Annotated in this window: 23 protein-coding genes and 1 pseudogene; 16 read left to right on the forward strand and 8 right to left on the reverse strand. The window is 69.3% G+C overall.

Going from position 1 to position 25052, the window contains the following annotated elements; translation table 11 throughout:
* Positions 1 to 232, reverse strand: a pseudogene (locus tag QH470_RS05510) (hypothetical protein); the annotation flags it as partial.
* Between the two features lie 242 nt (positions 233 to 474).
* On the opposite strand from QH470_RS05510, the gene QH470_RS05515 reads away from it, so the two are divergent.
* From QH470_RS05515 to QH470_RS05550, 8 genes are all read left to right on the forward strand, one after another.
* Positions 475 to 1044 carry a carboxymuconolactone decarboxylase family protein gene (locus QH470_RS05515; RefSeq protein ID WP_280271165.1) on the forward strand — a complete coding sequence of 190 codons (570 nt, stop codon included), beginning with the start codon at positions 475 to 477 and terminating at the stop codon, positions 1042 to 1044.
* Between the two features lies 1 nt (position 1045).
* Positions 1046 to 1339 (forward strand): DUF1330 domain-containing protein, encoded by a 294-nt coding sequence (locus QH470_RS05520; protein WP_280271166.1) that lies wholly within the window; start codon positions 1046 to 1048, stop codon positions 1337 to 1339.
* A gap of 2 nt (positions 1340 to 1341) precedes the next feature.
* The gene (locus QH470_RS05525; protein ID WP_280271167.1) at positions 1342 to 2565 is read left to right on the forward strand and encodes a metal-dependent hydrolase family protein; all 1224 of its coding nucleotides are present in this window, start codon (positions 1342 to 1344) and stop codon (positions 2563 to 2565) included.
* Positions 2549 to 2965 carry a nuclear transport factor 2 family protein gene (locus QH470_RS05530; protein WP_280271168.1) on the forward strand — a complete coding sequence of 139 codons (417 nt, stop codon included), beginning with the start codon at positions 2549 to 2551 and terminating at the stop codon, positions 2963 to 2965. The genes QH470_RS05525 and QH470_RS05530 overlap by 17 nt, the downstream gene beginning before the upstream one ends.
* 25 nt (positions 2966 to 2990) lie before the next feature.
* Positions 2991 to 3407, forward strand: coding sequence for a Zn-ribbon domain-containing OB-fold protein (locus QH470_RS05535; RefSeq protein ID WP_280271169.1), 417 nt, complete (start codon positions 2991 to 2993; stop codon positions 3405 to 3407).
* Positions 3408 to 3434: 27 nt separating this feature from the next.
* Positions 3435 to 4577, forward strand: coding sequence for a thiolase family protein (locus QH470_RS05540; RefSeq protein ID WP_280271170.1), 1143 nt, complete (start codon positions 3435 to 3437; stop codon positions 4575 to 4577).
* Between the two features lie 164 nt (positions 4578 to 4741).
* A complete protein-coding gene (locus tag QH470_RS05545; RefSeq protein ID WP_280271171.1) occupies positions 4742 to 5392 on the forward strand; it encodes a TetR/AcrR family transcriptional regulator in 651 nt (216 codons plus the stop codon).
* A 47-nt stretch (positions 5393 to 5439) separates the two neighbouring features.
* Positions 5440 to 6519 carry an NAD(P)H-dependent amine dehydrogenase family protein gene (locus QH470_RS05550; protein WP_280271172.1) on the forward strand — a complete coding sequence of 360 codons (1080 nt, stop codon included), beginning with the start codon at positions 5440 to 5442 and terminating at the stop codon, positions 6517 to 6519.
* 7 nt (positions 6520 to 6526) lie between these two features.
* Here QH470_RS05550 and QH470_RS05555 read toward each other — a convergent pair whose 3' ends face one another.
* Positions 6527 to 7918 carry a class I adenylate-forming enzyme family protein gene (locus tag QH470_RS05555; RefSeq protein WP_280271173.1) on the reverse strand — a complete coding sequence of 464 codons (1392 nt, stop codon included), beginning with the start codon at positions 7916 to 7918 and terminating at the stop codon, positions 6527 to 6529.
* Between the two features lie 111 nt (positions 7919 to 8029).
* Positions 8030 to 8665, reverse strand: a complete 636-nt coding sequence (locus QH470_RS05560; protein WP_280271174.1) for a TetR/AcrR family transcriptional regulator — start codon at positions 8663 to 8665, stop codon at positions 8030 to 8032.
* A gap of 101 nt (positions 8666 to 8766) precedes the next feature.
* Here QH470_RS05560 and QH470_RS05565 point away from each other — a divergent pair, with 101 nt between their 5' ends.
* The 3 genes from QH470_RS05565 (at position 8767) to QH470_RS05575 (ending at position 12740) form a co-directional block, all read left to right on the forward strand.
* Positions 8767 to 10353: an MFS transporter gene (locus tag QH470_RS05565; RefSeq protein ID WP_280271175.1), complete on the forward strand. Its 1587-nt coding sequence runs from the start codon at positions 8767 to 8769 to the stop codon at positions 10351 to 10353.
* Between the two features lie 175 nt (positions 10354 to 10528).
* The gene (locus QH470_RS05570) at positions 10529 to 11752 is read left to right on the forward strand and encodes a cytochrome P450 family protein (RefSeq protein WP_280271176.1); all 1224 of its coding nucleotides are present in this window, start codon (positions 10529 to 10531) and stop codon (positions 11750 to 11752) included.
* Positions 11753 to 11828: 76 nt separating this feature from the next.
* On the forward strand, positions 11829 to 12740 hold the full coding sequence (locus QH470_RS05575; protein WP_280271177.1) for an SMP-30/gluconolactonase/LRE family protein: 912 nt from the start codon (positions 11829 to 11831) through the stop codon (positions 12738 to 12740).
* Positions 12741 to 12757: 17 nt separating this feature from the next.
* Here QH470_RS05575 and QH470_RS05580 read toward each other — a convergent pair whose 3' ends face one another.
* Entirely contained in the window at positions 12758 to 12985 is a 228-nt protein-coding gene (locus QH470_RS05580) for a hypothetical protein (RefSeq protein WP_280271178.1), read from the reverse strand.
* 220 nt (positions 12986 to 13205) lie between these two features.
* On the reverse strand, positions 13206 to 15173 hold the full coding sequence (locus QH470_RS05585; RefSeq protein WP_425302611.1) for a glycosyltransferase family 39 protein: 1968 nt from the start codon (positions 15171 to 15173) through the stop codon (positions 13206 to 13208).
* Positions 15174 to 15398: 225 nt separating this feature from the next.
* On the opposite strand from QH470_RS05585, the gene QH470_RS05590 reads away from it, so the two are divergent.
* Positions 15399 to 16262 (forward strand): class I SAM-dependent methyltransferase, encoded by an 864-nt coding sequence (locus tag QH470_RS05590; protein ID WP_280271187.1) that lies wholly within the window; start codon positions 15399 to 15401, stop codon positions 16260 to 16262.
* Positions 16263 to 16357: 95 nt separating this feature from the next.
* On the opposite strand, the gene QH470_RS05595 is transcribed toward QH470_RS05590, so the two are convergent.
* Complete coding sequence (locus QH470_RS05595) at positions 16358 to 18388, reverse strand: ArnT family glycosyltransferase (RefSeq protein ID WP_280271179.1); 2031 nt, start codon at positions 18386 to 18388, stop codon at positions 16358 to 16360.
* Between the two features lie 128 nt (positions 18389 to 18516).
* On the opposite strand from QH470_RS05595, the gene QH470_RS05600 reads away from it, so the two are divergent.
* Positions 18517 to 20115, forward strand: coding sequence for a dolichyl-phosphate-mannose--protein mannosyltransferase (locus QH470_RS05600; protein WP_280271180.1), 1599 nt, complete (start codon positions 18517 to 18519; stop codon positions 20113 to 20115).
* 35 nt (positions 20116 to 20150) lie between these two features.
* On the opposite strand, the gene QH470_RS05605 is transcribed toward QH470_RS05600, so the two are convergent.
* Together QH470_RS05605 and QH470_RS05610 are read right to left on the reverse strand one after the other, a co-directional pair.
* Positions 20151 to 20600 carry an SRPBCC domain-containing protein gene (locus tag QH470_RS05605; protein ID WP_280271181.1) on the reverse strand — a complete coding sequence of 150 codons (450 nt, stop codon included), beginning with the start codon at positions 20598 to 20600 and terminating at the stop codon, positions 20151 to 20153.
* Between the two features lie 181 nt (positions 20601 to 20781).
* Positions 20782 to 22125, reverse strand: coding sequence for an MFS transporter (locus QH470_RS05610; RefSeq protein WP_280271182.1), 1344 nt, complete (start codon positions 22123 to 22125; stop codon positions 20782 to 20784).
* Positions 22126 to 22394: 269 nt separating this feature from the next.
* On the opposite strand from QH470_RS05610, the gene QH470_RS05615 reads away from it, so the two are divergent.
* The 3 genes from QH470_RS05615 to QH470_RS05625 form a co-directional block, all read left to right on the forward strand.
* Positions 22395 to 23000, forward strand: coding sequence for a TetR/AcrR family transcriptional regulator (locus QH470_RS05615; protein WP_280271183.1), 606 nt, complete (start codon positions 22395 to 22397; stop codon positions 22998 to 23000).
* Between the two features lie 165 nt (positions 23001 to 23165).
* Positions 23166 to 24221, forward strand: coding sequence for a BMP family ABC transporter substrate-binding protein (locus tag QH470_RS05620; protein WP_280271184.1), 1056 nt, complete (start codon positions 23166 to 23168; stop codon positions 24219 to 24221).
* Positions 24222 to 24229: 8 nt separating this feature from the next.
* A partial coding sequence (locus QH470_RS05625) for an ATP-binding cassette domain-containing protein (RefSeq protein WP_280271185.1) occupies positions 24230 to 25052 on the forward strand: 823 nt, incomplete at its 3' end.

A 25052-nucleotide genomic window follows, 5' to 3' on the forward strand; every position in this document is an offset into this window, starting at 1 on the left:
CCCCCCCCCCCCGGGGCTGGTCTTGGTCGGGATTGGCGTTTTTTCGGGGGGGTCGCCCCCCCGGGCGGGCGCCCCGCCGGGCCCCCCCGGGGGGGGCCCCGCGGCCCCCGCCGGTCCGCATCAAACCCAGTGCGGCATCGAGCAAGCGGCGTACCTCGCCGGCGTAGTCGGCCTCCCGCTCGGCCAGTGACTGCCGCGCGATGCGGCCCGCCACGTCCCGCGGCGCGGTCACGGCCGGACCGCCGTCAGGACCTCGATCATCCGTTTCCCCTCCGCCGCCGATGCGAGTCGAAGAACTGTGTTCTGTGTTCAGAGAAGAATATTCCCACTTCATGCGACCGGCGGCAAGCGCACTCCTCCACCCCTTGCTCCGCTAGCACGTTTTCCACGCGATCGCGAGATTGACTCCGGAGCGCCCGCATGGAAATCTAATGGGCATAAATTGAGAATGTGATTCTCACGAGAGGAGTGCGGATGCGCGTGCCCCCGCTGCCGGCCGATCAATGGGACGACCGGACCCGTGCCGCATTACGGCCGCTGCTGCCCCGCGAGCGCCAGAACCCCGACGGCGCCGGGCCGGCGATGTCGACCCTCGTCCGATATCCGGAACTGACCGAGGCGTACCTGAGATTCGGTGTGCACGTGCTGTTCCGGTCCAGCCTGTCGGCCCGGGTGCGGGAGCTGGTGGTGCTGCGGATCGCGCACGTCACCGCCTGCGCCTACGAGTGGCACAGCCACGTCGAGATGGCCCCGCAGGAGGGGTTGTCGGCCGCGGACATCGCCGGTGTGCAGCAGGGGCGGCTCCCCGACCCCTTCGACCAGACGGTGCTCGACGCGGTCGACGAGCTGCGCGAGCACGCGCGCCTGTCCGACCGGGTCTGGGCCGCGCTCGGCGAGCGGCTCGACGAACGCGAGCGCATGGACCTGATCTTCACAGTGGGGAACTACATCCTGCTGGCCATGGCCTTCAACACCTTCGGCGTGGAACCCGAGGGCGGCGCGCAGGCCGATACCGAAAACAACGACCGAGAGCAGGTGGTCTGAAATGCCCAAGGCATACGTCATCTTCACCGAAGCGATCAAGGATCCGGACGGGATGCGGGCCTACGCCGCGGCCGCGGCGCCCGCGACCGGAGCCGCCGGGGTGCGCGCGCTCGCGGTGGACTCGCAGCCGCAGGTGCTGGAGGGCGAGTGGCACGGCGACCAGACCGTGATCCTCGAATTCGAGTCCGTCGAGGCCGCCCACGCCTGGTACAACTCCCCCGCCTACGAGAAGGCGAAGCCGTTGCGGCACAAGGCCGCCGACACCAACGCCGTGATCATCACCGGCCTGGGCTGACCATGCTGACCCTCAGAGCGGCGGGCCTGCTGGACGTCGATTCCGGCGAGATCGTGCGACCCGGCATCCTGCGAATAGACGGCGACCGGATCGCGGGCGTCGGAGGCGCGGCGCGCGCCGACAGCGACGAGGTCATCGATCTCGGCGACGCGATCCTGCTGCCGGGCCTGATGGATATGGAGGTCAATCTCCTGATGGGCGGGCGCGGCGAGACCGGCCTGGCCTCCAGCGTGAAAGATGATCCGGCGCTGCGCATGCTGCGCGCGGTCGGCAACGCGCGCCGCACGCTGCGCGCCGGGTTCACCACGGTCCGCAATCTCGGCCTGTTCGTCAAGACCGGCGGGTATCTGCTGGACGTGGCGCTGGGCAAGGCGATCGACCAGGGCTGGATCGAGGGACCGCGCATCGTCCCGGCCGGCCACGCCATCACGCCGACCGGCGGGCACCTGGACCCGACCATGTTCTCCGCCTTCGCGCCCGACGTGTTGAAGCTGACCCTCGAGGAGGGCATCGCCAACGGCGTGGACGAGGTCCGCAAGGCGGTGCGCTACCAGATCAAGCACGGCGCCCAGCTGATCAAGATCTGCGTCTCCGGCGGCGTCATGTCGCTCACCGGAGCGCCTGGCGCGCAACACTATTCGGACGAGGAGCTGCGTGCCATCGTCGACGAGGCGCACCGGCGCGGGCTGAAGGTGGCCGCGCACACGCACGGCGCGGACGCGGTCAAGCACGCCGTCGCGGCGGGCATCGACTGCATCGAGCACGGCTTCCTCATCGATGACGAGACCATCAAGCTGATGGTCGAGGCGAATACCTGGCTGGTCCCGACCACCCGGCTCGCCGACGCCATGGACGTCTCCAAGGCCGATCCGGCGCTGCAGGCCAAGGCGGCCGAGATGTTCCCCAAGGCGCGCGCCTCGGTCCGCGCGGCCTACGAGGCCGGCGTGCGGATCGCCGTCGGCACCGACGCTCCGGCAATTCCGCACGGGCGCAACGCCGATGAACTCGTCGCGCTGGTGGAGCGCGGCCTCAGCCCGGCCGATGTGCTACGCGCGGCGACGGTGAACGCGGCCGACCTGATCGACGCGCCCGATCGCGGCCGCCTCGCCGAGGGACTGCTCGCCGACGTCATCGCGGTCCCCGGAGATCCCCTGCGCGACATCACCGTCACGCAAGACGTGCGATTCGTGATGAAAGGCGGCAAGGTCCATGTCGACAAGCGATGATCTGCTCGAGCTCCAGCAGGTGCTGGCCCGCTACGCGGTGACCATCACCAAGGGCGACATCGACGGGCTGCTCGCGGTATTCACGCCCGACGGCACCTACAGCGCCTTCGGCGACACCTACACCCTGGACCTGTTCCCGGACCTGGTGGCGGCCGCGCCGAAGGGTCTGTTCCTCACCGGCCTGCCGGTGCTCGACCTCGACGGCGACACCGGCACCGGCACGCAGCCGCTGTGCTTCATCGACCACAGCACCCACGACATGCGCATCGGCTACTACACCGACACCTACGCCCGCACCGCCGAGGGCTGGCGGATCCGCACCCGCCGCATGACCTTCATCCGCCGCAACGGCAACCACGACTCGGGCATCCCGCACGCCTTCGAGCGCACCCGCGGCTGACCCGGAAGAACAAGGAGGACGCCCGATGTCGAAGGCACTCGCGCCAGACGTCTCGACCTGGCCTGCGGACAATCCGCAGTTGATCGGCAGCCGCTGCGGCGCGTGCGGCGCGACGACCTGGCCCCGGCAGCCGCGCTGCCCGCGGTGCAGCGCCGCCGACATGATCGACCTGCTGCTGCCGCGCCGCGGCACGCTGGTGGCCTGGACGACACAGGGTTTCGTCCCGAAGCTGCCCTACGCCGGCAAGGAGAACGCCGACAATTTCGAGCCGTTCGGCATCGGCCTGATCCAGCTGGACGAGCAGGTGCGTGTCGAGACGCGGCTGACCACCGCCGACCCGCAGGTGCTGCGCTTCGGCATGGAGCTCAAGCTGACATTCGTCCCGCTGTATGTGGACGACGCCGGAGACGAGGTCCTCACGTGCGCATTCACGCCGGTGTGAGATGGATCGGGACGAAGGAGCTTTGAGATGAACGATGTTGCCATCATCGGCGTGGGCCTGCACCCGTTCGGCCGATTCCCCAAGACCGCCATCGAGATGGGCGCCGAGGCGATCCAGCTGGCGCTGTCCGACGCGGGGGTCCAGTGGAAGGACATCCAGTTCGGGTTCGGCGGCAGCTACGAGGTGAGCAACCCCGACGCCGTCACCCGGCTGGTCGGCCTCACCGGTATCCCGTTCACCAACGTGTTCAATGCCTGTGCGACAGCGGCCAGTTCGATCGAGCAGACCGCGGAGGCGATCCGGTCGGGTCGCTACGACATCGGCATCGCCGTCGGCATGGACAAGCATCCGCGCGGCGCGTTCACCGACGATCCGGCCAAGCTCGGCCTGCCGGCCTGGTACGCGGAGAACGGCCAGTTCGTGACCACGAAGTTCTTCGGGATCAAGGCGAATCGCTACATCCACGAGCACAACATCTCCCAGCGCACCCTCGCCAAGGTCGCCGCGAAGAACCTCCGCAACGGCGCGCTCAACCCGAATGCCTTCCGCCGCAAGCCGATCTCCGAGGACGACATCCTGTCCTCGACGATGTTGAACTACCCGCTGACGCAGTACATGTTCTGCGCGCCGGACGAGGGCGCCGCGGCGGTGATCATGTGCCGCGGGGATCTCGCCGCCCGGTACACGACCAAGCCGGTCTACCTGCGCTCCAGCGCGATCCGCACGCGCCGCTACGGCGCCTACGAGGTGCACAGCACCTGGGCCGCCGTGGACGAGGACGTCTCGCCCACCGTGTACGCCTCCCGGGCCGCCTACGAGGCCGCGGGCATCGGCCCCGAGGATGTCGGCGTCGCGCAGCTCCAGGACACCGACGCGGGCTCGGAGGTCATCCATATGGCGGAGAACGGCTTCTGCGCCGACGGCGACCAGGAGAAGTTGCTCGCCGAGGGTGCGACCGAGATCGGCGGGCGCATCCCGGTGAACACCGACGGCGGTTTGATCGCCAACGGCGAGCCGATCGGCGCGTCGGGCATCCGGCAGGTCTACGAACTGGTCCTGCAGCTGCGCGGGCTGGCCGGCGACCGGCAGGTCCCCGGGAAACCCACGGTAGGCTACGCCCAGGTGTACGGAGCGCCCGGCACGGCTGCCGCTTCCGTACTGAGCATCTGAGGGGGGCGGCGCACATTTCCCATCACTGAGAATTGAATTCTCACAAATCAAAATGCTTAATCTCGTGAATGATGGTGGACACGCGACCTGGACGCGGGTTGTCATGGCATTCTCCGGTACAGTGCCTTCATGTTCTCTTCACGTGACCGAGGACCGTGGCGCCCGTGACCAGTCCGAGCGAAGAGCCCGCCTGGAAGCAGCGCGCCGTCGAGCGCTCGCTGCGCACCGCGAAACGGCGCGCCGAACAACGGGTACAGAAATTCCTCGACGCCGCCCAGGCCATCATCACCGAGAAGGGCACCACCGACTTCACCGTGCAGGAGGTCGTCGACCGTTCCCGTCAGTCGCTGCGGAGCTTCTACCTGCAGTTCGACGGTAAGCACGAGCTGCTGCTGGCACTGTTCGAGGACGCCCTGAGCCGCACCGCCGAACAGCTGCGGGCCGCCGCGGACGGCAAGAAGAAGCCTCTCGACAAGCTACAGGTCACCGTCGAGCTGCTGTTCGAGCTGTGCCGGCCCGACCCGGCCGCGCAGCGTCCGCTGTTCACCGATTTCGCCCCGCAGCTGCTGGTGTCGCATCCGACGCAGGTCAAGGTCGCGCACGCACCGCTGCTGGCGCTGTTCGCCGAGCTCATGGAGCAGGCCGAGCAGGCCGGCCATCTGCGCTCCGGCGTAGCGCCGCATCGGGCCGCGGCCATGGTGATGCAGACCGTGATGTTCACCGCACAATCGTCGGGTACGACCGACGACGAAAACCAGAATCCGCTTACCGCCGATGAGGTCTGGAACTTCTGCGCGCACGGCTTCACCAAGTAGCGAGAATAGCGTTCTCAACTTGAGAGAAGTTTGATTACACTCGGTTCATGCGACCGAGTGCATTGTCCGACAGCGAGTTCCACCCTCCGGCTGCGCGACGCCCGTATCGGGTGGCGCAGTGGGCGACGGGCACTATCGGCGCGCGGGCACTGCGTGGCGTTCTCGACCATCCGGACATGACCCTCGCCGGCCTGTACGTCCACTCCCCCGACAAGGCCGGGCGCGATGCCGGGGAACTGTGCGGCGCCGGGACCACCGGTGTGCGGGCGACCTGCGACGTGGGCGAGATCATCGATCTGGACGCCGACTGCGTGCTGTACATGCCGCGCACGTTCAACCCCGAGGACGTCGTCCGGCTGCTCAGCGCGGGCGCGAATGTGGTGACGACCTGCGGGCAACTGCATCATCCGCCGAGCATGGATCCGGCGCTGCGCCAGGAGATCGAGAACGCGTGCGCGCTCGGCGGCGCCTCGATCCACAGCACCGGCAGCAGTCCCGGATTCATCACCGAGGCCGTGCCGCTGGCGCTGTCGTCGATCCAGCGCCGCCTCGACCGGCTCGCGATCGACGAATACGCCGATCTCTCACAGCGCGATTCGCCCGGAATCCTGTTCGACGTCATGGGTTTCGGGCAGCCGCCGGGAGAGTTCGACCGCCGCCGGGTAGATCATGTGGCCGCGAGTTTCGGGCCCTCCCTGCGGCTGCTCGCGGACGCGCTCGGGATCGGGATCGAGGCGGTGCGCGCCGACGGCGAGGTCGCCACCGCCCGCGCCCGCACCGCCGTCGCCGCGGGCATCATCGAGGCGGGAACGGTTGCGGCACAGCGGATCACCGTATCGGCTCATGCCGCCGGGAACCCGGTCCTGAGCTTCCGCGCCACCTGGTACTGCACCACCGAGATAGCCGCGGACTGGCATCTCGGTGACACCGGCTGGCATGTCTCGGTGGTCGGCGATGCGCCGCTGGAGGTCGATCTGCGATTCCCGTTCCCGTTGTCCCGCATGGCCGAAACGTCGCCGGGCTATACCGCCAATCGCGCCGTCAACGCGGTGCCCCTCGTCTGCGCGGCCGCACCCGGCATCCACACCACGCTGGATCTGCCGCCGATCGTCCCCGTGCTGGGCTGATCGTGAGTCACCGCGCGTATTGCTGTACCAGTACCCGGCGCAGCACCTTGCCGGAGGGCAGCCGCGGGATCTCCGGCACGAACACCACCCGCCGCGGCCGCTTGTAGGCCGCCAGCCGCTCGCCGACGAACTCGATCAGTTCCTCCGCCGCGACCGGCTCGCGCGCGGTCACCGCGGCGACGATCGCCTCGCCGTCGGCCGGATCCGGGACCCCGAACACCGCGCAGTCGGCGACGGCCGGGTGTCCGTACAGCACCTGCTCCAATTCGGCGGGCGCGACCTGGAACCCGCGGACCTTGATCATCTCCTTGGCGCGGTCGGTGAGCCGGATCCAGCCGTCGGCGTCGATCGAGCCGACATCGCCGGTGCGGAACCAGCCGTCGTCGAATGCGGCGGCGGTCGCCTCGTCCGGCAGGTACCCGGCCATCACCGAGGCCGAGCGGGCTTGCAGCTCACCGGTTTCCGAGGGTCCCACCGGCTGGCCGGTGTCCAGCGACACCACCCGCAGCGTCACTCCGGGCGCCGCGCGGCCCACGCTGTCCAGCCGCGCGCCGCCGATCGGGTTGCAGGCGATGACCGGCAGTTCGGTGGCGCCGTAGGCGGGCAGCCAGCCGACTCCCGTGCGGCGCGTGACGGTTTCGGCGACGCTCGGGGTCACCGGCGTCGCGCCCCACATGATGTAGCGCAGGGAGGACAGGTCGAAGCGCTCCAATTCCGGATGCGACGCGACGGCGAGCGCGATCGGCGCGACCGCCATCTCGATCGTGATCCGGTCGCGCTGAATGCACGCCAGCATCCGCTCCGGATCGAAGCGGCGGTGCAGCCGCATCCAGGCGCCGGATTCCAGGACCGTGACGATATTGAGCAGGCCGAGGATGTGCGAGGGCGGTGTGGCGATCTGTAATCGGTCGTAGGACGTCAGGTCCAGGACCTCGCGCCAATGCCGCACGGCCGCGGCGATCGAGGCGTGGGTGTGCCGGACGGCCTTGGGCAATCCGGTTGTCCCGGAGCTGAATACGAGGGCCGCGTCCGCGCCGGGCGGCGGCTCGGGGAATGTCCGGTCGCTCGGGGTGATCGGCTCGTCCAGGTGCCGTACGGGCAGCAGTTCGGCGAGTACCGGATGATCGCCCACACCGTGCGTGGCGCCGGTGAGCCGCAGAGCGTGTTCGGCCTCGAGGCGTTTCCAGGCCGGGCTCACGAGGACCACCGCCGCACCCAGCCGCCAGATCGCCAGCACGGCGACCACGAACTCCGGCCGGTTCGACGACATCAGCGCCACCCGGCCGCCCGCGCGCACGCCGCGACCGGCGAGTTCGGCGGCCAAGCCGGCGGCGAGCCGCTCGAGGTGCCCGAGCGTGTACTCGTCGTCCTCGAACGCGAGCACGGCAGGTTCCGTCATCGCACATCCTCGCCGCGGGCAGGCGCCGTGGCCACCCACGTTTGAGAAGGAAATATCTACTCTGAGAGAATATCATTCTCATCAGTGATGGAATGTGAGCAGCGGCGGCGGTCAGCTCGCCGGCCGGTCGTCGCGGGCCGCCCGCGCCGCCAGGAAATCGTCGACGATGCGGGCACAGTCGGCCCGGGTGGCGCTGCCGATCCCGGACAGCCTCACGAACACGAACGGGCCGATGAGCTGGGCCAGCACCGCGGCGAGGTCGCGGTCGCCGAGCACCGCGCGCCCCTCCTCGCCGCCGAACAGCTCGTCGAACGGACGACGGTAGTTGTCGATGAACCGCCGCCGCAGCGCACCGGCTCGCGCCCCGGCGCCCGCGTCGCCGGCATCCGCCGTCGCCAACCAGGCCAGTGTCGTCAGGTGCAGCGGCGCCTCACTGATCACGTCCGCCTGCCGGCCGACCAGTTCGATGAGGCGCTCGCGCAGCGTGCCTTCCGTCGGCGCCTCGACCACCGGCGGGAGCAGATGCTCGAGCGTCGCTGCACGCAGGTGCACGACATTGTCGAAATGCCGGTACAGCGTCGTGCGGGCGACGTGCGAAAGGCGCGTCACCGCGTCCACCGTGATCGCCTCCAGCCCACCGGTTCTCAGCAGTTCGGCGGCGGCCTCCAGCAACCGGGCGCGGGAGCGGGCCCGGCGCGGGTCGACCTCCGCGGGCCCCGGTCGCCCCTCGACTGTGATCGTAGTCATGAACGCGGGATTCCTCCTCGGTGGCCCTATTGCCGGCCACACTACTTATGCTACTGCTAGTAGCGTAGCGATACTGTCAGTTTCATTTCTTGGGAGATCCCATGGCCTCGACCGTGACTGGACTGTCGGCACGGCTGCGCTGGGTGGTGGCGGTCTCCTGCGTGGCGGTGGCGCTGGTCGTGGCCTCCATGGCGGCGCTGTACACGGCGCTGCCCGCGATCGCCGCCGACACCGGCGCCACCCAGGCGCAGCTGACCTGGGTCATCGACGGCTACACCCTGGCGCTGGCCTGTCTCGTGCTGCCCGCCGGGGCCCTCGGTGATCGCTACGGCCGCAGGCTGGTACTGATCGCCGGGCTCGTGTTGTTCGCGGCCGCCTCGGCGGTGCCGCTCGTGGTCCACGGGCCGATCTGGCTGATCTGGGCCCGGGCCGTGGCGGGAGCGGGCGCGGCGCTGGTGATGCCGTCCACGCTGTCGATTCTCACCGCCGGGCTGCCGCGGGAGAAACGCAGTGTCGCCGTGGGCATTTGGGCCGGGACCGTGGGCGGCGGCGCGGTGCTGGGCATCCTCGGCTCGGGGCTGTTGATGGCGCGCTGGTCGTGGTTGTCGATCATGATCGCGATGGCCGCGGCGGGCGCCGTGCTGGCGGTGGCGGCGTACACGGTTCCCGAGTCCGCGGACTCGTCACGGCCCGCCTTCGATCCGTGGGGCGCGCTGTCGGCGGCCGTCGCCATCGGTCTGGTCACCGTCGCGGCATTGGAAGCGCCGCAACGCGGTTGGACCGATGCGGTCGTGCTGCTCGCGGCGGGCGCCGGGCTGGCCGCCGCCGGTGTCTTCGTGCTGATCGAACTGCGGGTCGCGCATCCGCTGCTCGATGTGCGGCTGTTCACCGGGCGGCGGTTCGGGACCGGCACGGTATCGGTGGCGGTCCAATTCGCCGTGTCCTTCGGGCTTTTCATGGTGATCGTGCAGTTCTTCCAGCTGATTCTCGGCTACGGGCCGCTGCTCTCGGCGCTGGCGATGGCGCCGATGATCGCTCCCATGATCGGGCTGTCGATCGTGGCGCCGTGGCTGGCCGAGCGGTTCGGGCTGCGCCTGCCGACCGCTACGGGGCTGGCGGTGGTCGGGGTGGGCCTGCTGTCGCTGGCGCACGTGTCGACCTCGAGCACCTTCGTGGACGTACTGTGGCCGCTGCTGATCATGAGCACCGGGCTGGGGCTGTCGGCTGCGCCGGCGACCGCGGCGATCATCGACGGCACGCCCGCCGACAAGCACGGCGTCGCCGCCGCCGTGAACGACGCCGCCCGGGAAGTCGGTGCGGCACTGGGCATCGCGCTGTCCGGCAGCATCCTCGCCGCCGGTTACAGCAAGCACATCGCACCGGCCCTCCCCTTGGTCCCCGAGCAGGCCCGCGAGCCGATCTCCAGTTCTCTGGCCGGCGCCCTCGAGGTGACCGACCGGATAGGCCCGTCCGCGAAACCGCTCGCCGAGTTCGCCGAATCCGCGTTCGTGCACGGACTCCAGCAGGCCACCACGGTGCTCGGCGGTATCACCCTCGTCGTCGCCTTCGTACTCGGCCTGTGGGCGCCCGGCCGCGGCGCTCCGCCCGCCCACCCCGCCGACCCCGAACCGGAGACCGAGCCGGGGGTAGCGGCGGTCGGCGCCGCCGGAGCGGAAACCTCTTCGTAGACACGCCGTCCCGCGCCGGTCGACCAGGTGTCGAGGGGGTCAATTCTGTTTTGATACGCCCGTTTTCCGGTACGGGGCAGGATCCGGGGATGCGGGGCGTGAACGGGGTGGGGTGGGGCGATACTCGTGCTCGAAAGGTCCGGTGATGGCTGGGCCAGTCGAGAGGAGCGGTCCGATGAGGAATCTTCCTGCGTTCCCCGCCGCGGACGAGAGTCCGCTCGAAACCTGCCTGCGGCTGCGGGAGATCGCGCCCGTGGTCGAGGTGGAATTCCCGGGCGGCGTGGCCGGTTATCTGGCGCTGACCTACGATGCCGTGCGCGAAATCCTCGGCGGCGACAATATTTCCTTCGTCCGGGACCCGAAACACTGGCCCGCGCTGCACGACGGAACCATTCCCGAGGATTGGCCGCTGCGCGCCGTGGTGCAGGGCGAGCATCTGTCGACCAAGGACGGCCGCGAGCATCGGCGGCTGCGCGGCCTGATCAGCACGGCGTTCACCCCGGCCCGGGTGCGCGCGCTCGAGCCGCGCATCCAGCACATCATCGATGATCTCCTCGACGACGTGATCGCCGCCGGTGACGGCGTCGACCTGGTGCCGGCCTTCACCGAGGCGGTGCCGATGGCGGTGATCTGCGAGCTGTTCGGCGTGCCCGAGACCGATCGCGGGCAGTTGCGGCAGTGGACCGCGACGTTGTTGGCGCACAACACTTCTCCCGAGGAGGCGTTCGCCGCGCAGAGCGGGCTCATGGCGTATCTGCACGAGCTGGTCGAGCGGAAGGAGCGGGAGCCGGGCGAGGACCTCACCTCCCATCTGGTACGGGCGCGCGACAAGGACGACAAGCTCACCGCGGAGGAACTGGTCGCGGTCCTGTGGATCATGCTGGTCGCCGGCCACGAGACCACGGTGCACATGCTCGGCTACGCGATCCTGGCGCTGTCCCAGCATCCCCGCCAGCTCGAACTGGCCCGGGCGGGCGACCTCTGGGCCGACGTGGTCGAGGAGACGGTGCGGTATCGCCACTCGGTGATGATGACGAGTTGGCGGTTCACGCTGACCGAGGTGAACATCGCGGGTGTCACCATCCCCCAGGGCAGCGCGGTCGGCGTGGTCTACCAGGCCTGCGGCGTCGATCCGGCCGAATTCGGTGACACAGCGCACGAATTCGACATCACGCGCACACGACAGGCCGGGCATCTGGGCTTCGGTCACGGGCCTCGATTCTGTATCGGTGCCGGGCTCGCGCGGTTGGAGGGCCGGCTCGCGCTCGCGTCGCTGTATCGTCGATTGCCAGAGCTCGCGGTACTGGTCGACCCGAACGACATCACCTATTCACCGTCCTTCTTCACCATCGGTCCGTTGTCGATACCCGTCGCTGTCGGCGCAGCGAAAGCGCGGTGACGGCAGCTGTCCGGCAGGTGGGCGGCGCCCGATCGAACCCATGGATGGTCGCAATGACGTGCTACGGAGTGAGCCAGTGAGGTCCGCGCGCCCGGTTCGCCGGGTGGGTGCGGCGCTGGACAATTGCTCGTATCTCGGGTCGCCGCTGTGGCATCGGGGCATGCTGTGGGTGTCGGACTTCAGTACCGGCCGGGTGCTGGCGACCGACGGGCGCGGCGCGGTGGAGGTGGTCGCCGAGGTGCCCGGCCGGCCCGGCGGGCTGGGCTTCCTACCGGACGACAGGCTGCTCATCGTGTCGATGAAGGACCGCCGGTTGCTCGTGCGGGACCACCGGGGCACGGTCCGCGAGTACGCCGATCTGTCCGCGGTACTGCCGGGCGACGCCAACGAGATGGTGGTGGATGCCCGCGGGCGCGCCTATGTGGGCAATTTCGGATTCGATCCGGCAGCGGGTGAGCCGATCAAATCCAGCGGCCTGGTCCGGGTCGATCCGGACGGGCTGGTCACCGTGGTGGCCGAGGATCTGGCGTTTCCCAACGGCATGGCGATTCTGTCCCGCGAGGTGCTGGTGGTGGCGGAGACCGCCGACGATCGGATCACCGCCTTCGACATCGCCCCGAACGGCGGCCTGATCAACCGGCGGACGTGGGCGGCCTTCGGGCCCGCCGCGCAGGACGACGGCGGCGGCCGGCCGATGCCCCGGCCCGCGGTGGCCCCGGGCGGCCTGTGCGCGGACGCCGACGACGCCGTGTGGGTCGCGGACTGCCTGCACGGCCGGGCCGTCCGGGTCCGCGAGGGCGGCGGCCTGGTCGACGAAATACGGGTCGACGCAGGCGTATTCGACTGCGCGCTGGGTGGCGCGGACGGGCGCACGCTGTTCCTGTGCACCGCGCCTTCGCTGTTCGAGCCCGAGCAGCGTCCCACCCGCGACGCGCGGTTACTCGCGGTGCCGGTGTCGTGGCCGAAGGACGTTGTCCAGGCTCGTTGAACCCCGCTGCGGGGAATTCACCACGACAGGTCCGGGCGGCCCGAGCGGTGCGCCTCCTCGTACCACTGGTGCGGAATCGACCAATCCGGCTCGATCGGTCCGTCCGCCTGGGCCGCGGCGGCGTCCTGCAGCGCGCGGTGATACTCGGCGTAAACCCCGGCCGCTCCGCACGACGCGGAGCCGAGCAGCACGATGCCACGCACCAGGTGCCGCCACACCACCGAACTCGTGATGTCTCGCCACATCAGAGGCCTCCTGTCCGGGACCCAGCGCCGGTGAACACCCACCGGCGGACCAACCGCGACACCGGCGGACCGGCACCGACCATTGATGTTTACCCACCGGACCGGACCACGTAATCGGTTTCCGAAAATTCGTCAACGACGTTCTCCGGAGGCCCCGAGCCCGCCCGCTCGGCCGTGCGGTCACCGGCCCGTGGCCGGACCTGGGTCGCTCGGCTGCGGATCAGGGCGTGGTGGTGAGGTCGTAGATGGTTACGCCGTCGATGGTCCGGGCTGTGTAGTGGGCTTTTACCCAGGCTGCGATATGGGCGGACTCCTGGCTGCCGGTGGTGGCGCCGCGCATGCCGAACATGACCGAGCCGTCGATGAAGTAGTGAATCCGGTGCTGCGCCACGTACTGCTGGAACTGCTCCAGGGTGGGTGCCGGGTCGGTGCCGTTGTAGCCGCCGATCGCCATCACCGGATCGCCCGTCGCCAGCTGATAGGCGGCGGCATTGTCCGATCCGATCATCGCGGCCGCCCACGTGTAGTCACCGGCATCGGCATGCAGCGCCGCCACAATGTTCGCGCCCGGCCGCACCGACGCGAACGGCCCGCCGATCCTCATACCCCCCGGTCCTCCCGTACCTGATTGCGCGCCCGGGGTTGTGGCGGTGGCTCTGCGGCCGTCGGCTCCCTGGCCGTCTCGGCCGCCGGGGCGTGGGCCGCCCGGGCCGAAGTGACCGGCTCCGGCCGGGCCCGCGGAAGGCATCGCGCCTGAATGCGTATCGGCAACTGTCGCAAGGGCATACGCTGCGGGCCCCGCTCCGGCCGCAAGCAGTGCGAGGGTTACCGAACCGGCGGCGACGGCCTTGGGAAGCCGGGGTCGCACCAGCAGGAGCACGGCGCCCAGCGCGCCCGCGACCACGATTGCCGGAGCCAGCCACGGCAGCCGGTCCGGGGTGCGCCGGAGCAGGACACAGGCGAGCCAGACGGTGGCGGCCAGCGCACTCGCCAGCACGAGGTTCGCGCGAAAGTCGTTGCGGCGCTGCCATACCAAGGTCGCACCTATGCCTACCGCGCCGCCGATGGCCGGAGCCAGGGCGACGGTGTAATACGGGTGCAGGATGCCGCTGGAGAAGCTGAACACCACGCCGGTCACGACCAGCCAGCCCAGCCACAGCAACAACCCCGCGCGCACCGCGTCCGTGCGCGGCGCCCGTCGCCGCAGCCACAGGCCGGCCACGCCCAGGATTGCCGCCGCGGGCAGCAGCCATGCCACCTGTCCGCCCATCTGGTAGGCGAACAGCCGGTCCCATCCGGCGTCGAAGTCGGTGTTGCCTAGGCCGCCGGTCTCGTTCCCGGTGATCCGGCCGAAACCGTTGTACCCGAACGTCAATTCGAGAATGCTGTTGTCCTGCGACCCGCCGATGTACGGCCGGGAGCCCGCCGGCCACAGCTCGACCAGAAGCAGATACCACCCCGCCGACAGCACCATGGCGAGCACCGCGGACACCGACCGCAGGATCCGCTTCCGCCACGGCGCCTGCGCCGCGAGCAGATACACGAGAGCGAAGGCCGGAAGCACCAGGAACGCCTGCATCATCTTGGCGAGGAACCCGAACCCGACAGCCACCCCCGCCAGCGGCAACCACCATGCGGCAGCGTCCTTTTCGATCGATCGCAGCACACAGTAGGCGGCGACGGTCAGCAGCAGCACGAGTAGCGCGTCCGGGTTGTTGTAGCGAAACATCAACGCCGCCACCGGAGTCAGCGCCAGCACCGCACCGGCCAGGATTCCCGGCCAGTGCCCGCCGACCCGCCGCACGGCCGCGTACAGCACGCCCACCGCCGCCACACCCTCCAGTGCCTGCGGCACAAGCAGACTCCACGAGTTGAACCCGAACAGCCGCGCCGACAGATCCATCACCCACAGCGCACCCGGAGCCTTGTCCACGGTGATCGCGTTGGCGGCGTCGCTGGACCCGAACAGCATCGCCTTCCAACTGGTCGAGCCCGCCTGCACCGCGGCGGCATAGAACTGATTCGCCCAGCCACCGGCCCCGAGCCCCCACAAATACAGCACCGCGGTCACCGCCAGCAGCCCCGCCAGCGACAGCCGCCGCCACCTCCGGGCACGCGCGTCCACCGGTCGCGATCGCTCGGCAGGCAGTTCCACAGATTCCAGCACGGTCGAAGTCACCGGTCCGATCCTGCGCACCCATCGTGGACTTCACCTGCGCTCGAGCTGTGTGTTTCCTGGGAGCCCTGCCGAACATCGGCCCGACCGACCTCGCCCTCAGGGCGCTGAGTGCGACGGCGATTCTTCGACGATGGCAATGTCGAGGTCGACTCGCCATAGCGACACGGTCGGGGCAGCGAAACGCGCGTGAGTGAGTTCACAGCCCGCGCGTCGTGTTCATGAGTAGGTTTCTTGATCATGGAGGACGGACCCAGTCGAACCGCGCTGTTGACCGCGTATGCCCGGGCTTATCACCAGGTCGCCGACCGAGGACGGATCTTCACCGACCCTCTGGCGGCGCCTCTGCTCGGTGTGACCTCGGCCGAACTGTCCGAATCGGAGACGCTCGCGAAAAATCACCCCGGCGCCGTGGCGGTCGATCGGCCGCGCCGCCTGTTCTTCGCGACCCGCGCGCGCTTCGCCGAGGACCGGGTGGCCGCGGCCGTCGCCGCCGGTGTACGGCAGGTCGTGATCCTCGGCGCGGGACTGGACACCTTCGCCTACCGCAATCCACACCCCGACCTGCGCGTCTTCGAAGTCGACCATCCCGCCACCCAGGAGTGGAAACGCGCGCGCCTCGCCGCGAGCGGGATCGACCGTCCCGGCACGTTGACGTTCGTGCCGGTCGACTTCGAAACCCGGTCTCTGGCAGCAGGTTTGGAATCCGCTGGATTCGGCCGGACGGACCCGGCGGTATTCGTGTGGCTCGGCGTCGTCTTCTATCTGTCCGCGACCGCCGCCCGCACCACCCTCGAATACATCGCTGGACAGGCCCGGCCGGTCGAGGTGGTCTTCGATTACCTGCAGCCCGCGGACACCGACGAGGGCCGAACGTATCAGCAGGCGCGCGCCGACCGGCTGGCCGCCATCGGCGAACCCTTGTTCAGCTACTTCACGCCCGATGGCATCGCCGGACAGCTGCGCGCCCTCGGCTTCACAGAGATCGAAGACCACGCCGCGCCGGACCTCATCGCCCATTACCTCGGGGAATCCGTGGGGTTCGAGGGTGAACCGCCCGGCGCGCTACGCGCGATCCACATACTGCGCGCTAGCCTCTGAGTTCGCGCGAGTTCGACTACGACAGGCGCGACCCTTGCCGCCGCGGCCGGTGCGGATGTGGGTCCGCGGGCGTGGGGCAAGGGTTGCGCCGGGGGTTATGGTACCGGGGCGGCCAGGTCGTATACCGTCGTGCCGCCGACGTCGACGGCGGTGAAGTGGGTCTTGACCCATTCCACGATCTCGGCGCCGGGACCGGATCGGCCGGGACCACGCTGCTCGCCACCGATGAAGTAGCGGATCTGCCCATCCGCCACGTACTTCCGGAATTGGGCGAGGGTGGGATACGGGTCACCGCCGTTGAACCCGCCGATCGCCATCAAGGACTTCCCGGTGGCCAGTTCGAGACTGCTGACCTCGTGGGATCCAATCGCCGCCGCGGCCCAGCGGTTGTCCGTCCCCCGCAGCAAGGTGTTCAGCGCGGCATTGTCCGGGGAACGACCCGGGCCAGTGCGACGCAGGACCTTGTCATCGCTTCCCGTTGCGCCCGAGGGCATTTCGTTACCCGAAGCTCCGGGACCGCCCCCATTACCGTGATCGGTCTTCGGCCCCGAGGTCGGCATGCCGCCGGTGTGCGAATCCGATACGGCCACATTGTTTATCGCGAAGGCGGTCGGGCCGCCGAGGCCGGTGATCAGGCCCACTGCCGCGAGCACGGCGGTCCACTTCCCCAGCCGGTGTGCGCCCGCGACGATGACGGCCGCGACCACGAGGCACCCGATCAGCACGATCCAGCGCAGCGCCGGGAACCAGTCGGGTGTGCGGCCGAGGAGTACGAACGCCCACACACCGGTCACGGCCGACATCACGGACAGAACCGCTCGCGACGTGAACGACGTTCTGTCGCGCCAGAATTCGACGACGGACAGCGCGATCAACACCGCCAGGGCGGGGGCCAGCGCCACCGTGTAGTAGGGGTGGATGATCCCCTTCATGAAGCTGAAGACGATACCGGTCACCAGCAGCCAGCCGCCCCACAGCACGAGCGCGGCCCGCGTGCGTCCCGTGCGCGGCGTCGCCCTCGTGGACCACAGCAGCGCCGCCAACCCGATCAACGCCGCCGGCAGCAGCCAGGAGATCTCGGTACCCATCGTGTCGCGGAACAGTCGCGTGAGACCGGTATCTCCGCCGAACATCGCACCGGGACCACCAACAGGGCCGCCGCCAGGCTCACCGCCGAATCCACCACCACCCGGCCCACCACCAGGACCACCACCGAACCCACCGCCCGGCCCACCGTTGCCCTCACCACCGAAGACACGGCCGAGCCCGTTGTACCCGAGCGCCAGCTGCAACAGACTGTTGTTCGTGGAACCACCGATGTAGGGCCGCGAGTCCGCCGGCCACAGCGCCCCCAGCACCAGGAACCACCCCGCCGAAACAACCACCGCCACAGCAGCTCCCAGCAACTTCCAGATCCGCTGCCACAATCCGATGGGCGCCGCGATCAGAAACGCCGGCGCGAAGGCGGGCAGCACCAGAAACGCCTGCAGCAATTTGGTCAGGAACCCGAATCCGACCGCGACACCGGCCCCCGCCAGCCACCACCCACTGCCACGCTCGATCGCGCGCACCACGCAGTAGGCCGCGACCACCATCAGGAACACCAGCAGCGCGTCCGGATTGTTGTCCCGGAACATGGTGACCGCCACCGGCGTCAGCGCCAGCACACCGCCGGCGAGCAGCCCGGCCGCCGGTCCGCTCCACCGCCGCACGGCCGCGTACAGCAGGGCCACCGACCCCACCGCCATCAGCGCCTGGGACAACAGCATCGAGAACGTGCCGAATCCCAGCAGCCGCCCCGACAACCCCATCACCCACAGCGACGCGGGCGGCTTGTCGACCGTGATCGCGTTCCCGGAGTCGAGCGAGCCGAACAGCAGCGCCTTCCAGCTCTGCGTGCCCGCCTGGACCGCGGCGGCGTAGTACTCGTTGGCCCAGCCGAGAGCGCTCAGACCCCACAGATAGCCCACCAGCGTCACCGCCAGCAACGCCCACAGTGCCGGACGCGCCCACCGGGGCTGCTCGGGCGGCCCGAACAGCAGGCGTTTGCCGCGCTGTCGCCGCGGCGGCGACTCTCGCGGTGCGGTGGGCTCGGCCCGATCGGCGGGCGCTTCGGTCGTCGTCATGGCAGTCCTCTCGCGCGTGTCGCACCCCATGCTCCGGCAGCGGGCTGGGGATCGGGTCGACGCTCCCTGGGGATTCGCTGTGAGTCGACTGCCCGGCCACCGCGCGGACGACCGCATACGATCGGTCGGTGACCCAGCTGACCGACGCGCGAGCGGCCACCGGCGCGGCCCCGTCCAGCCCGGCGCCGCTGCGGCCCGCTCCCGATTTCGGCCCGGCGGACAGGCTGCGCGGCTGGCTGGTCACCGTGGTCCTCACCACGATGGCCGCGGTCACCCGGCTGCTGAATCTGGGCTATCCCACCGACGGCGGCACACCGACATTCGACGAGAAATACTATGCCCACCAGGCCTGGGAGATGCTCACCGGCAGCGGGGTCGAGGACAATCCGGCGTACGGGGTGATCGTGCACCCGCCGGTCGGCAAGCAGCTGATCGCGCTGGGCGAGGTGGTGTTCGGCTACACCCCGTGGGGCTGGCGCTTCACCGCGGCGATCTTCGGAACGGTGTTGGTATTGCTGGTAATTCGCATCACCCGCCGATTGACGCGCTCCACGATGATCGGCGCGATCGCGGGCCTGCTGCTGATCTGTGACGGCACCGCCTTCGTCTCCTCCCGCATCGGCATGCTCGACATCTTCCAGGCGGTGTTCGTCACCGCCGCGTTCGGCTGCCTGGTCGTGGATCGCGACGAGGTGCGGGCCCGATTGGCGCGCGCCGATGCCGAGGGGCGAATCGCGGCGAGCGCGTTCGGTCCTCGGCTGGGTGTGCGGTGGTGGCGGTTCGGCGGCGGGGTGCTGCTCGGATCGGCATGCGGGACAAAGTGGTCCGGGCTGTATTTCATCGCGGCGTTCGGTCTGCTGTCGGTCCTGTTCGATGTCGCCGCGCGCCGCGCCTACGGGGTGCCGCGGCCGTGGGCCGGCACGGTCGTGCGCGATATCGGTCCCGCGCTGTATGCGCTCGTCGGGGTTCCGCTGCTGGTCTATCTGGCGAGCTACGGTGCGTGGTTCGCGAGCGAGGATGGCTACGACCGGTATTCGGTCGGCAATCCCGCCGCCGGAAAGGGCACCATCGGCCTCGGCGGCGGCTGGTCGTGGATGCCGGATGCCTTGCGTTCGCTGTGGCACAACCACGGCGAATCCCTGGATTTCCACAAGAGCCTGACGAATTCGGCGGGCAACCATCACGCCTGGGAATCCAAACCGTGGTCGTGGCCGATGGGCCTGCGCCCCATGCTTTTTCACTATTCCGACAGCGCGACCGGCAACTGCGGTCAGCCCGCGTGCGTGAAGGCCGTGATGCTGATCGGCACGCCCGCACTGTGGTGGCTGTCGCTACCCATGCTGTCGTGGGCGTTGTGGCGCAGCGTAACCCACCGCGACTGGCGCTATGCCGCCGTGCTGGTCGGCTACTGCGCCGGAATCCTCCCGTGGTTCCTGGACCTGGACCGCCAGATGTACTACTTCTACGCCGTCCCCATGGCCCCGTTCCTGGTCATGGGCCTGGCCCTGCTGCTCGGCGACATCCTCGGCCCCGCCCCCTTCACCCGCACCCCCGACGGCCGAAAGTTCCTGATCCCCACCGAAAGACGAACCCTCACCCTCCTGACGGTGTCCCTCTATCTCGGCATAGTAGTGGCGAATTTCATCTGGCTGTGGCCCATCCTCACCGCCTTCCCCATCACCCCCGGAAACTGGCAGAACCACCTCTGGCTCCCCAGCTGGCGTTGACCAGCCATGACAGACCGTCGTTGCTGACCGGCGGCTCATTCGGCGCGGACGCGGAGCACTTCAGCGGTGAGGCGGTCGAGGTTCTCCTCGTTCGGAGGGACGATGGTCTCGCCCGACTCTGTGGTCCGGGTGAGACGTGCTACGACTCTCGGGTTTTCGAAGGTCTGGTGCCAGTGGACGAGGGTTGTGCCAGAGGAGGTCGGCTCGAGCGTTATCGTGAGGACGTACTTGGGTTGGGAGATGTGATCGATCACGATGCGTTTCGAGGGCTCGATCTCGCTGAAGATGCTCTCGTTCGGATAATTTCTTCCATCCGGTCCATGCATCACGAGCGTCCATTTGCCGCCGGGCTCGAATTCGCAGACCTCGAAGGTGTTCGTGAAACCGGCTGGGCCCCACCAGTTCCGCAAGCGCGAGGGGTCTGCGAAGGCAGCGAAGATACTGGACGGATCGGCGGCGATCTCCCGGGTGGTCCGGACAGTCATGGCACTCCTCGGTCGGTCGGCCCGCAGTGACGAACCATCGAGCCGATTGCAATACGCAATCAGTCTGCACTACTACCCGGGCGACGCGCAAGCTACCGAGGCTCCGGTCACGCGAGCACCGCATCCCCCCCTCTGCCCGGGCACCGCCTCGTGCGGGGCCGAGGTGGCGAACGCACGCGCATCAGCTGGTGAGGCGGTCGTCTTCGCTGATGAACAGGGTGGCGACGACACTGACCACCGCCGTCGCGGCGAGGTATCCGCATGCCAGCCACGGTGTTCCGCCCGCTGCCGCGATGAGCGCGGTGACGATCATGGGCGTGATGCCCGAGGCGTAGATGCCCGAGACCTGATACACGAAAGACAGTCCGGTGTACCGCACTTCGGGCGGGTACAGGCCCGCGTACAACGTGCCCTGCGCACCGTAGAACAGCGCGTGCGCCACCCCGAACACCGCGATGATCGCGAGGGTGAAGACCACGATATTGCCGACTTCGAACAGTGCGAACACCGGGAACACCAGCAGCCCGTACGCGGCGATCCCGGCTGTGTACACCCGGCGCGGACCATAACGATCGGTCAGCCGTCCCGACACCGGAATGAGCGCCGCCATCACCAGCGCGGCGATGGTCACCGAGGTCAGCACCGGGACCTGCCGGAACCCGAGGCGCCCGGTGGCGAAGCTGATCGCGAACACACCCCAGGTGTTGAACGCCGCGCCCTCGCCCCACCGCGACAGCAGACCCAGCACGGTGTTGCGGCGGGTCCGCAGATTCCGGAACAGCTCCAGCACAGGCACTTTCGAGATCCGGTTGAGCCGGTCGATCTCGCGGAACGCGGGCGTTTCATCGATCTTCAACCGGACGACCAGACCGATCACGACGAGCACCACGCTGGCCCCGAACGCGATCCGCCAGCCGTAATCGAGGAACGCCGATTCGCTCAGCACCGTCCGCAACAGCGCGAAGACGCCGGTGCCCAAGGCCAGGCCCAGCGCCAGCCCGACCTGCGGATAACTGCCGAACAGCCCGACCTTGCGGCGAGGGCTGTACTCGACGGCCAGCAGCACCGCGCCCGCCCATTCACCGCCGAGGGCGAAGCCTTGCAGCATCCGTAACGCCAGCAACAGGATGGGCGCGGCGATACCGATCGCGGCGCTGGTGGGCAGCACACCCATCAACGCCGTGGAGCCGCCCATGATCGCCATCGTCAGCGCGAGCGTGCGCTTGCGGCCGATGCGGTCGCCGATATGCCCGAAGACCAGCCCGCCGACCGGGCGCATCACGAAACCCACCGCGAAGGTCGCGAACGACAGCATCGTGCCGACGAACGCGCTGGTGTTCGGGAAGAACAACTTGTCGAAGACGATGCCCGCCGCGGTGGAGTAGAGGAAGAAGTCGTACCACTCCACGGTCGTGCCGATCAGGCTCGCCACGATCGCCGTGCGGGTGTCCGAGGCGCCGAGCCGTTGTTCCGGTTCCCGCTCGGCGCGGCGCTCGTCCGCCGATGCGGTGTCCAGCAACGACATGGTGGCCCTTCCTTCGGCATCGACTCGCCGAGCGAGCGTAGGGCCGGGGCGGTGTTCGCAGAAGGGTTCGACTCAGCGCGATTCCAGCCCGCGGGTCCGGGACCCCGTCGCGATCGACGCCGAGGCGTTCGTCCAGACTGGGGGCGGCCGGGAAAGGGGTGCCGTCATGGAGGCGATGATCGTGTGCGTTTCGGTGTCGCACGGCGACACGGGGCGTTGGGAGCGGCGCGCACCTTCGCCGAAGGACTGCGAGTCCACGTCACGCCGCGATGGGTAGCGGCGACCGTCCGGCAGGACTGTCCCCGCGCCGCCGGGCGATCTGCGAGGCCGCGCTCGACCTCGCGGCCACCGGCGGCAACCGGGCGGTCACCCATCACGCGGTCGACGCCCGCCTCGGCATCGCCCGCGGGTCGACGTCGTACTACTACCGCACCCGGCAAGACCTCCTGGAAGCGGCCATCACAAGGCTGACCGAAGCTTCCCGCGAGGCATTCCAGACCGCACTGGATGTCCCCGCCGGAACCGACACACTCGAGCACGCCGCCGGACTCATTGCCGGGCAACTGGATCGGCTGCTCGGCGATCGTCGGCGCGACGCGCTGGCCCGCTATGCCCTGGTGCCGGACGCGGTCGGGAACGAGAGCCTGCGGGCCGCGCTGGCGGTGTGCTTGTTCTCCACTCCCGCCGCCGAACGGCTGATGGCCTCGCTCGGGGCCGCCGACTCCGCCCGCGCCGCACGGGATCTCGTCAGCCTGCTGGAGGGTCTGTTGTTCGACCGCCTGCACGGCGCCCGTTCCCTGCCGGGCCACGCCGGGGACGATCTCCGCCCCACCATCGGCCTCTGGCTGGCGGCATTGTCCGGCCGGACGCGATGAACGCGCAGGACGCCGCCCATTGTGCGCCCGGCACGTACCCGCTGCCCATCGTTGCGACCAGGGTGAGCGAATGTCTTCCGTCAAATACCTTGTTGCGGCGTTAATTTCGCCAGCAATCGGTGTGTGCTCGCCCACCGCCGGAACAGCACGACAACGAGGTAGCCCATGGCCGCATTCGACGCTCTCCCCCGCGCCCGGCGCGCCCTGCGTGTGCTGGGCGCGGCCGTCGCGGCATTCCTGCTCACCGCCGTAACCGCCTGTGGCGGAGGTAGTTCCGCCGAAGACGGAGCCGCGGAGATCATCTATGTGACGAATGCCCCGATCGGTCAGAACCAGTTCCTCGCGCTCGGCAAGACCGGGACCGAGCAGGCGGCCGCGGCGCTGGGCGCGAGCGCGCGCACCTTCGAGAGCACCGACGAGCAGTCCCGCCGCGCGAATCTGGAAGCGGCGATCGCCCGGCGTCCCCTGACGATCGTCCTGATCACCTACGAATTCAACGATCTCGCCGCGGAATTGGCCGAGCAGCACCCCGATCAGCAGTTCGTGCTGGTCGATTCGTGCCCGCCGCGGGTGCCGGAGAACCTGCGATGCGGCAAGTTCAAGGAGTACGAGTCGTCGTATCTGCTCGGCGTGGAGGCGGGCCTGCTCACCCGCACCGGGCGCATCGGCACCGTGGCCGCCAAGGACTCCCCGTTCTTCCACCGCTGGTCCGACGCCTTCGCATTGGGCGCGCGCAGCGTGAACCCGCAGGTGATCGAGTCGCAATTGTTCGTCGGCGGCGAGAACGCGGTCGGCGACCCGGCGCGCTCGAAAGAGCTGGCGCTCACCACCATTCACACCGGAGCCGACCAAGTGTACGCGGTGACCGGCGGCGGCAACGGCGGCGTGTTCGAGGCGGCCGCGCAGAGCCGGGACGTGCTGGCGTACGGCGTCGACGTCAACCAGTGCCCGCAGGCGCCGGGCGTCGTGGTGGACAACGCCATCAAACGCATCGACAAGGTGATGCTCGACCTACTCACCCAGGTTCGGCAGGGCACGCCGGGCGGCACGGCCACCGAATTCGGTCTCGCCGAGGACGGTTCGACCGTGACGAGCCTGACCGCCGACGCCGATGCCGGCGGCTGCGTAGTGCTGCGCCATCCCGAGGTCCTGCAGCGCGTGCGCGAGGCCAGGGACCAAATCGTGGCGGGCCGCGTCACCATCCCGCACGCCGACAACTAGGCCGCTCGATGGATACGCTGGAACTCGACGCGATCACCAAACGGTTCGGGACCGTACTCGCCAACGACGCCATCTCCCTGACCGTCGCGCGCGGTGAGGTCCTCGCCCTGGTCGGGGAGAACGGGGCGGGCAAGTCCACCCTCATGTCGATCCTCTACGGCATGCTCGGCCCGGACTCCGGCCGCATCCTGATCGACGGCCGTGAGGTCGAATTCACCTCTCCCGCAACGGCTATCGCGCACGGGCTCGGCATGGTGTTCCAGCATTTCCAACTCTTCGAGCAGCTGACGGCCGTCGAGAACATCGTCTACGGCGCCGAACCGGGCCGCTGGGGCCTGTGGGACCGGCGCGACGCGATCCGGCGGGTCACCGCCCTCGCCGCGGAATACGGTCTCGAGGTGCCGGTCGAAGCGATGGTGGCCGACCTGCCGGTCGGGGTGCTGCAGCGCATCGAGATCCTGAAGGCGCTGTATCGGGGGGCCGAACTGCTCATCCTGGACGAGCCGACCGGCGTGCTGACACCCGGCGAGACCCGCGACCTGTTTCGGGTCCTGCGGGCGTTCGCCGACGACGGCCGGGCCGTCATCCTCATCACCCACAAACTCGACGAGGTGACCGCCGTCGCCGACCGGGTCGTGGTGCTGCGTGACGGGCGGCGGGTGTTCGCGTCGGCGGTGGCGGACACCACGACCGCCGGTCTGGCGCGGCACCTGACCGGGCGGCAGATCGACTTGCGGCCGCGGCGGGCCACCCGACCCGCGGGTGGGGGGGGGGGGGGGGGGGGGGGGGGGGGGGGGGGGGGCCCCCCCCGCCCGCGCCCCCCCCGGCGGG

The organism is Nocardia wallacei (assembly GCF_029868745.1).
GTDB lineage: Bacteria > Actinomycetota > Actinomycetes > Mycobacteriales > Mycobacteriaceae > Nocardia > Nocardia wallacei_B.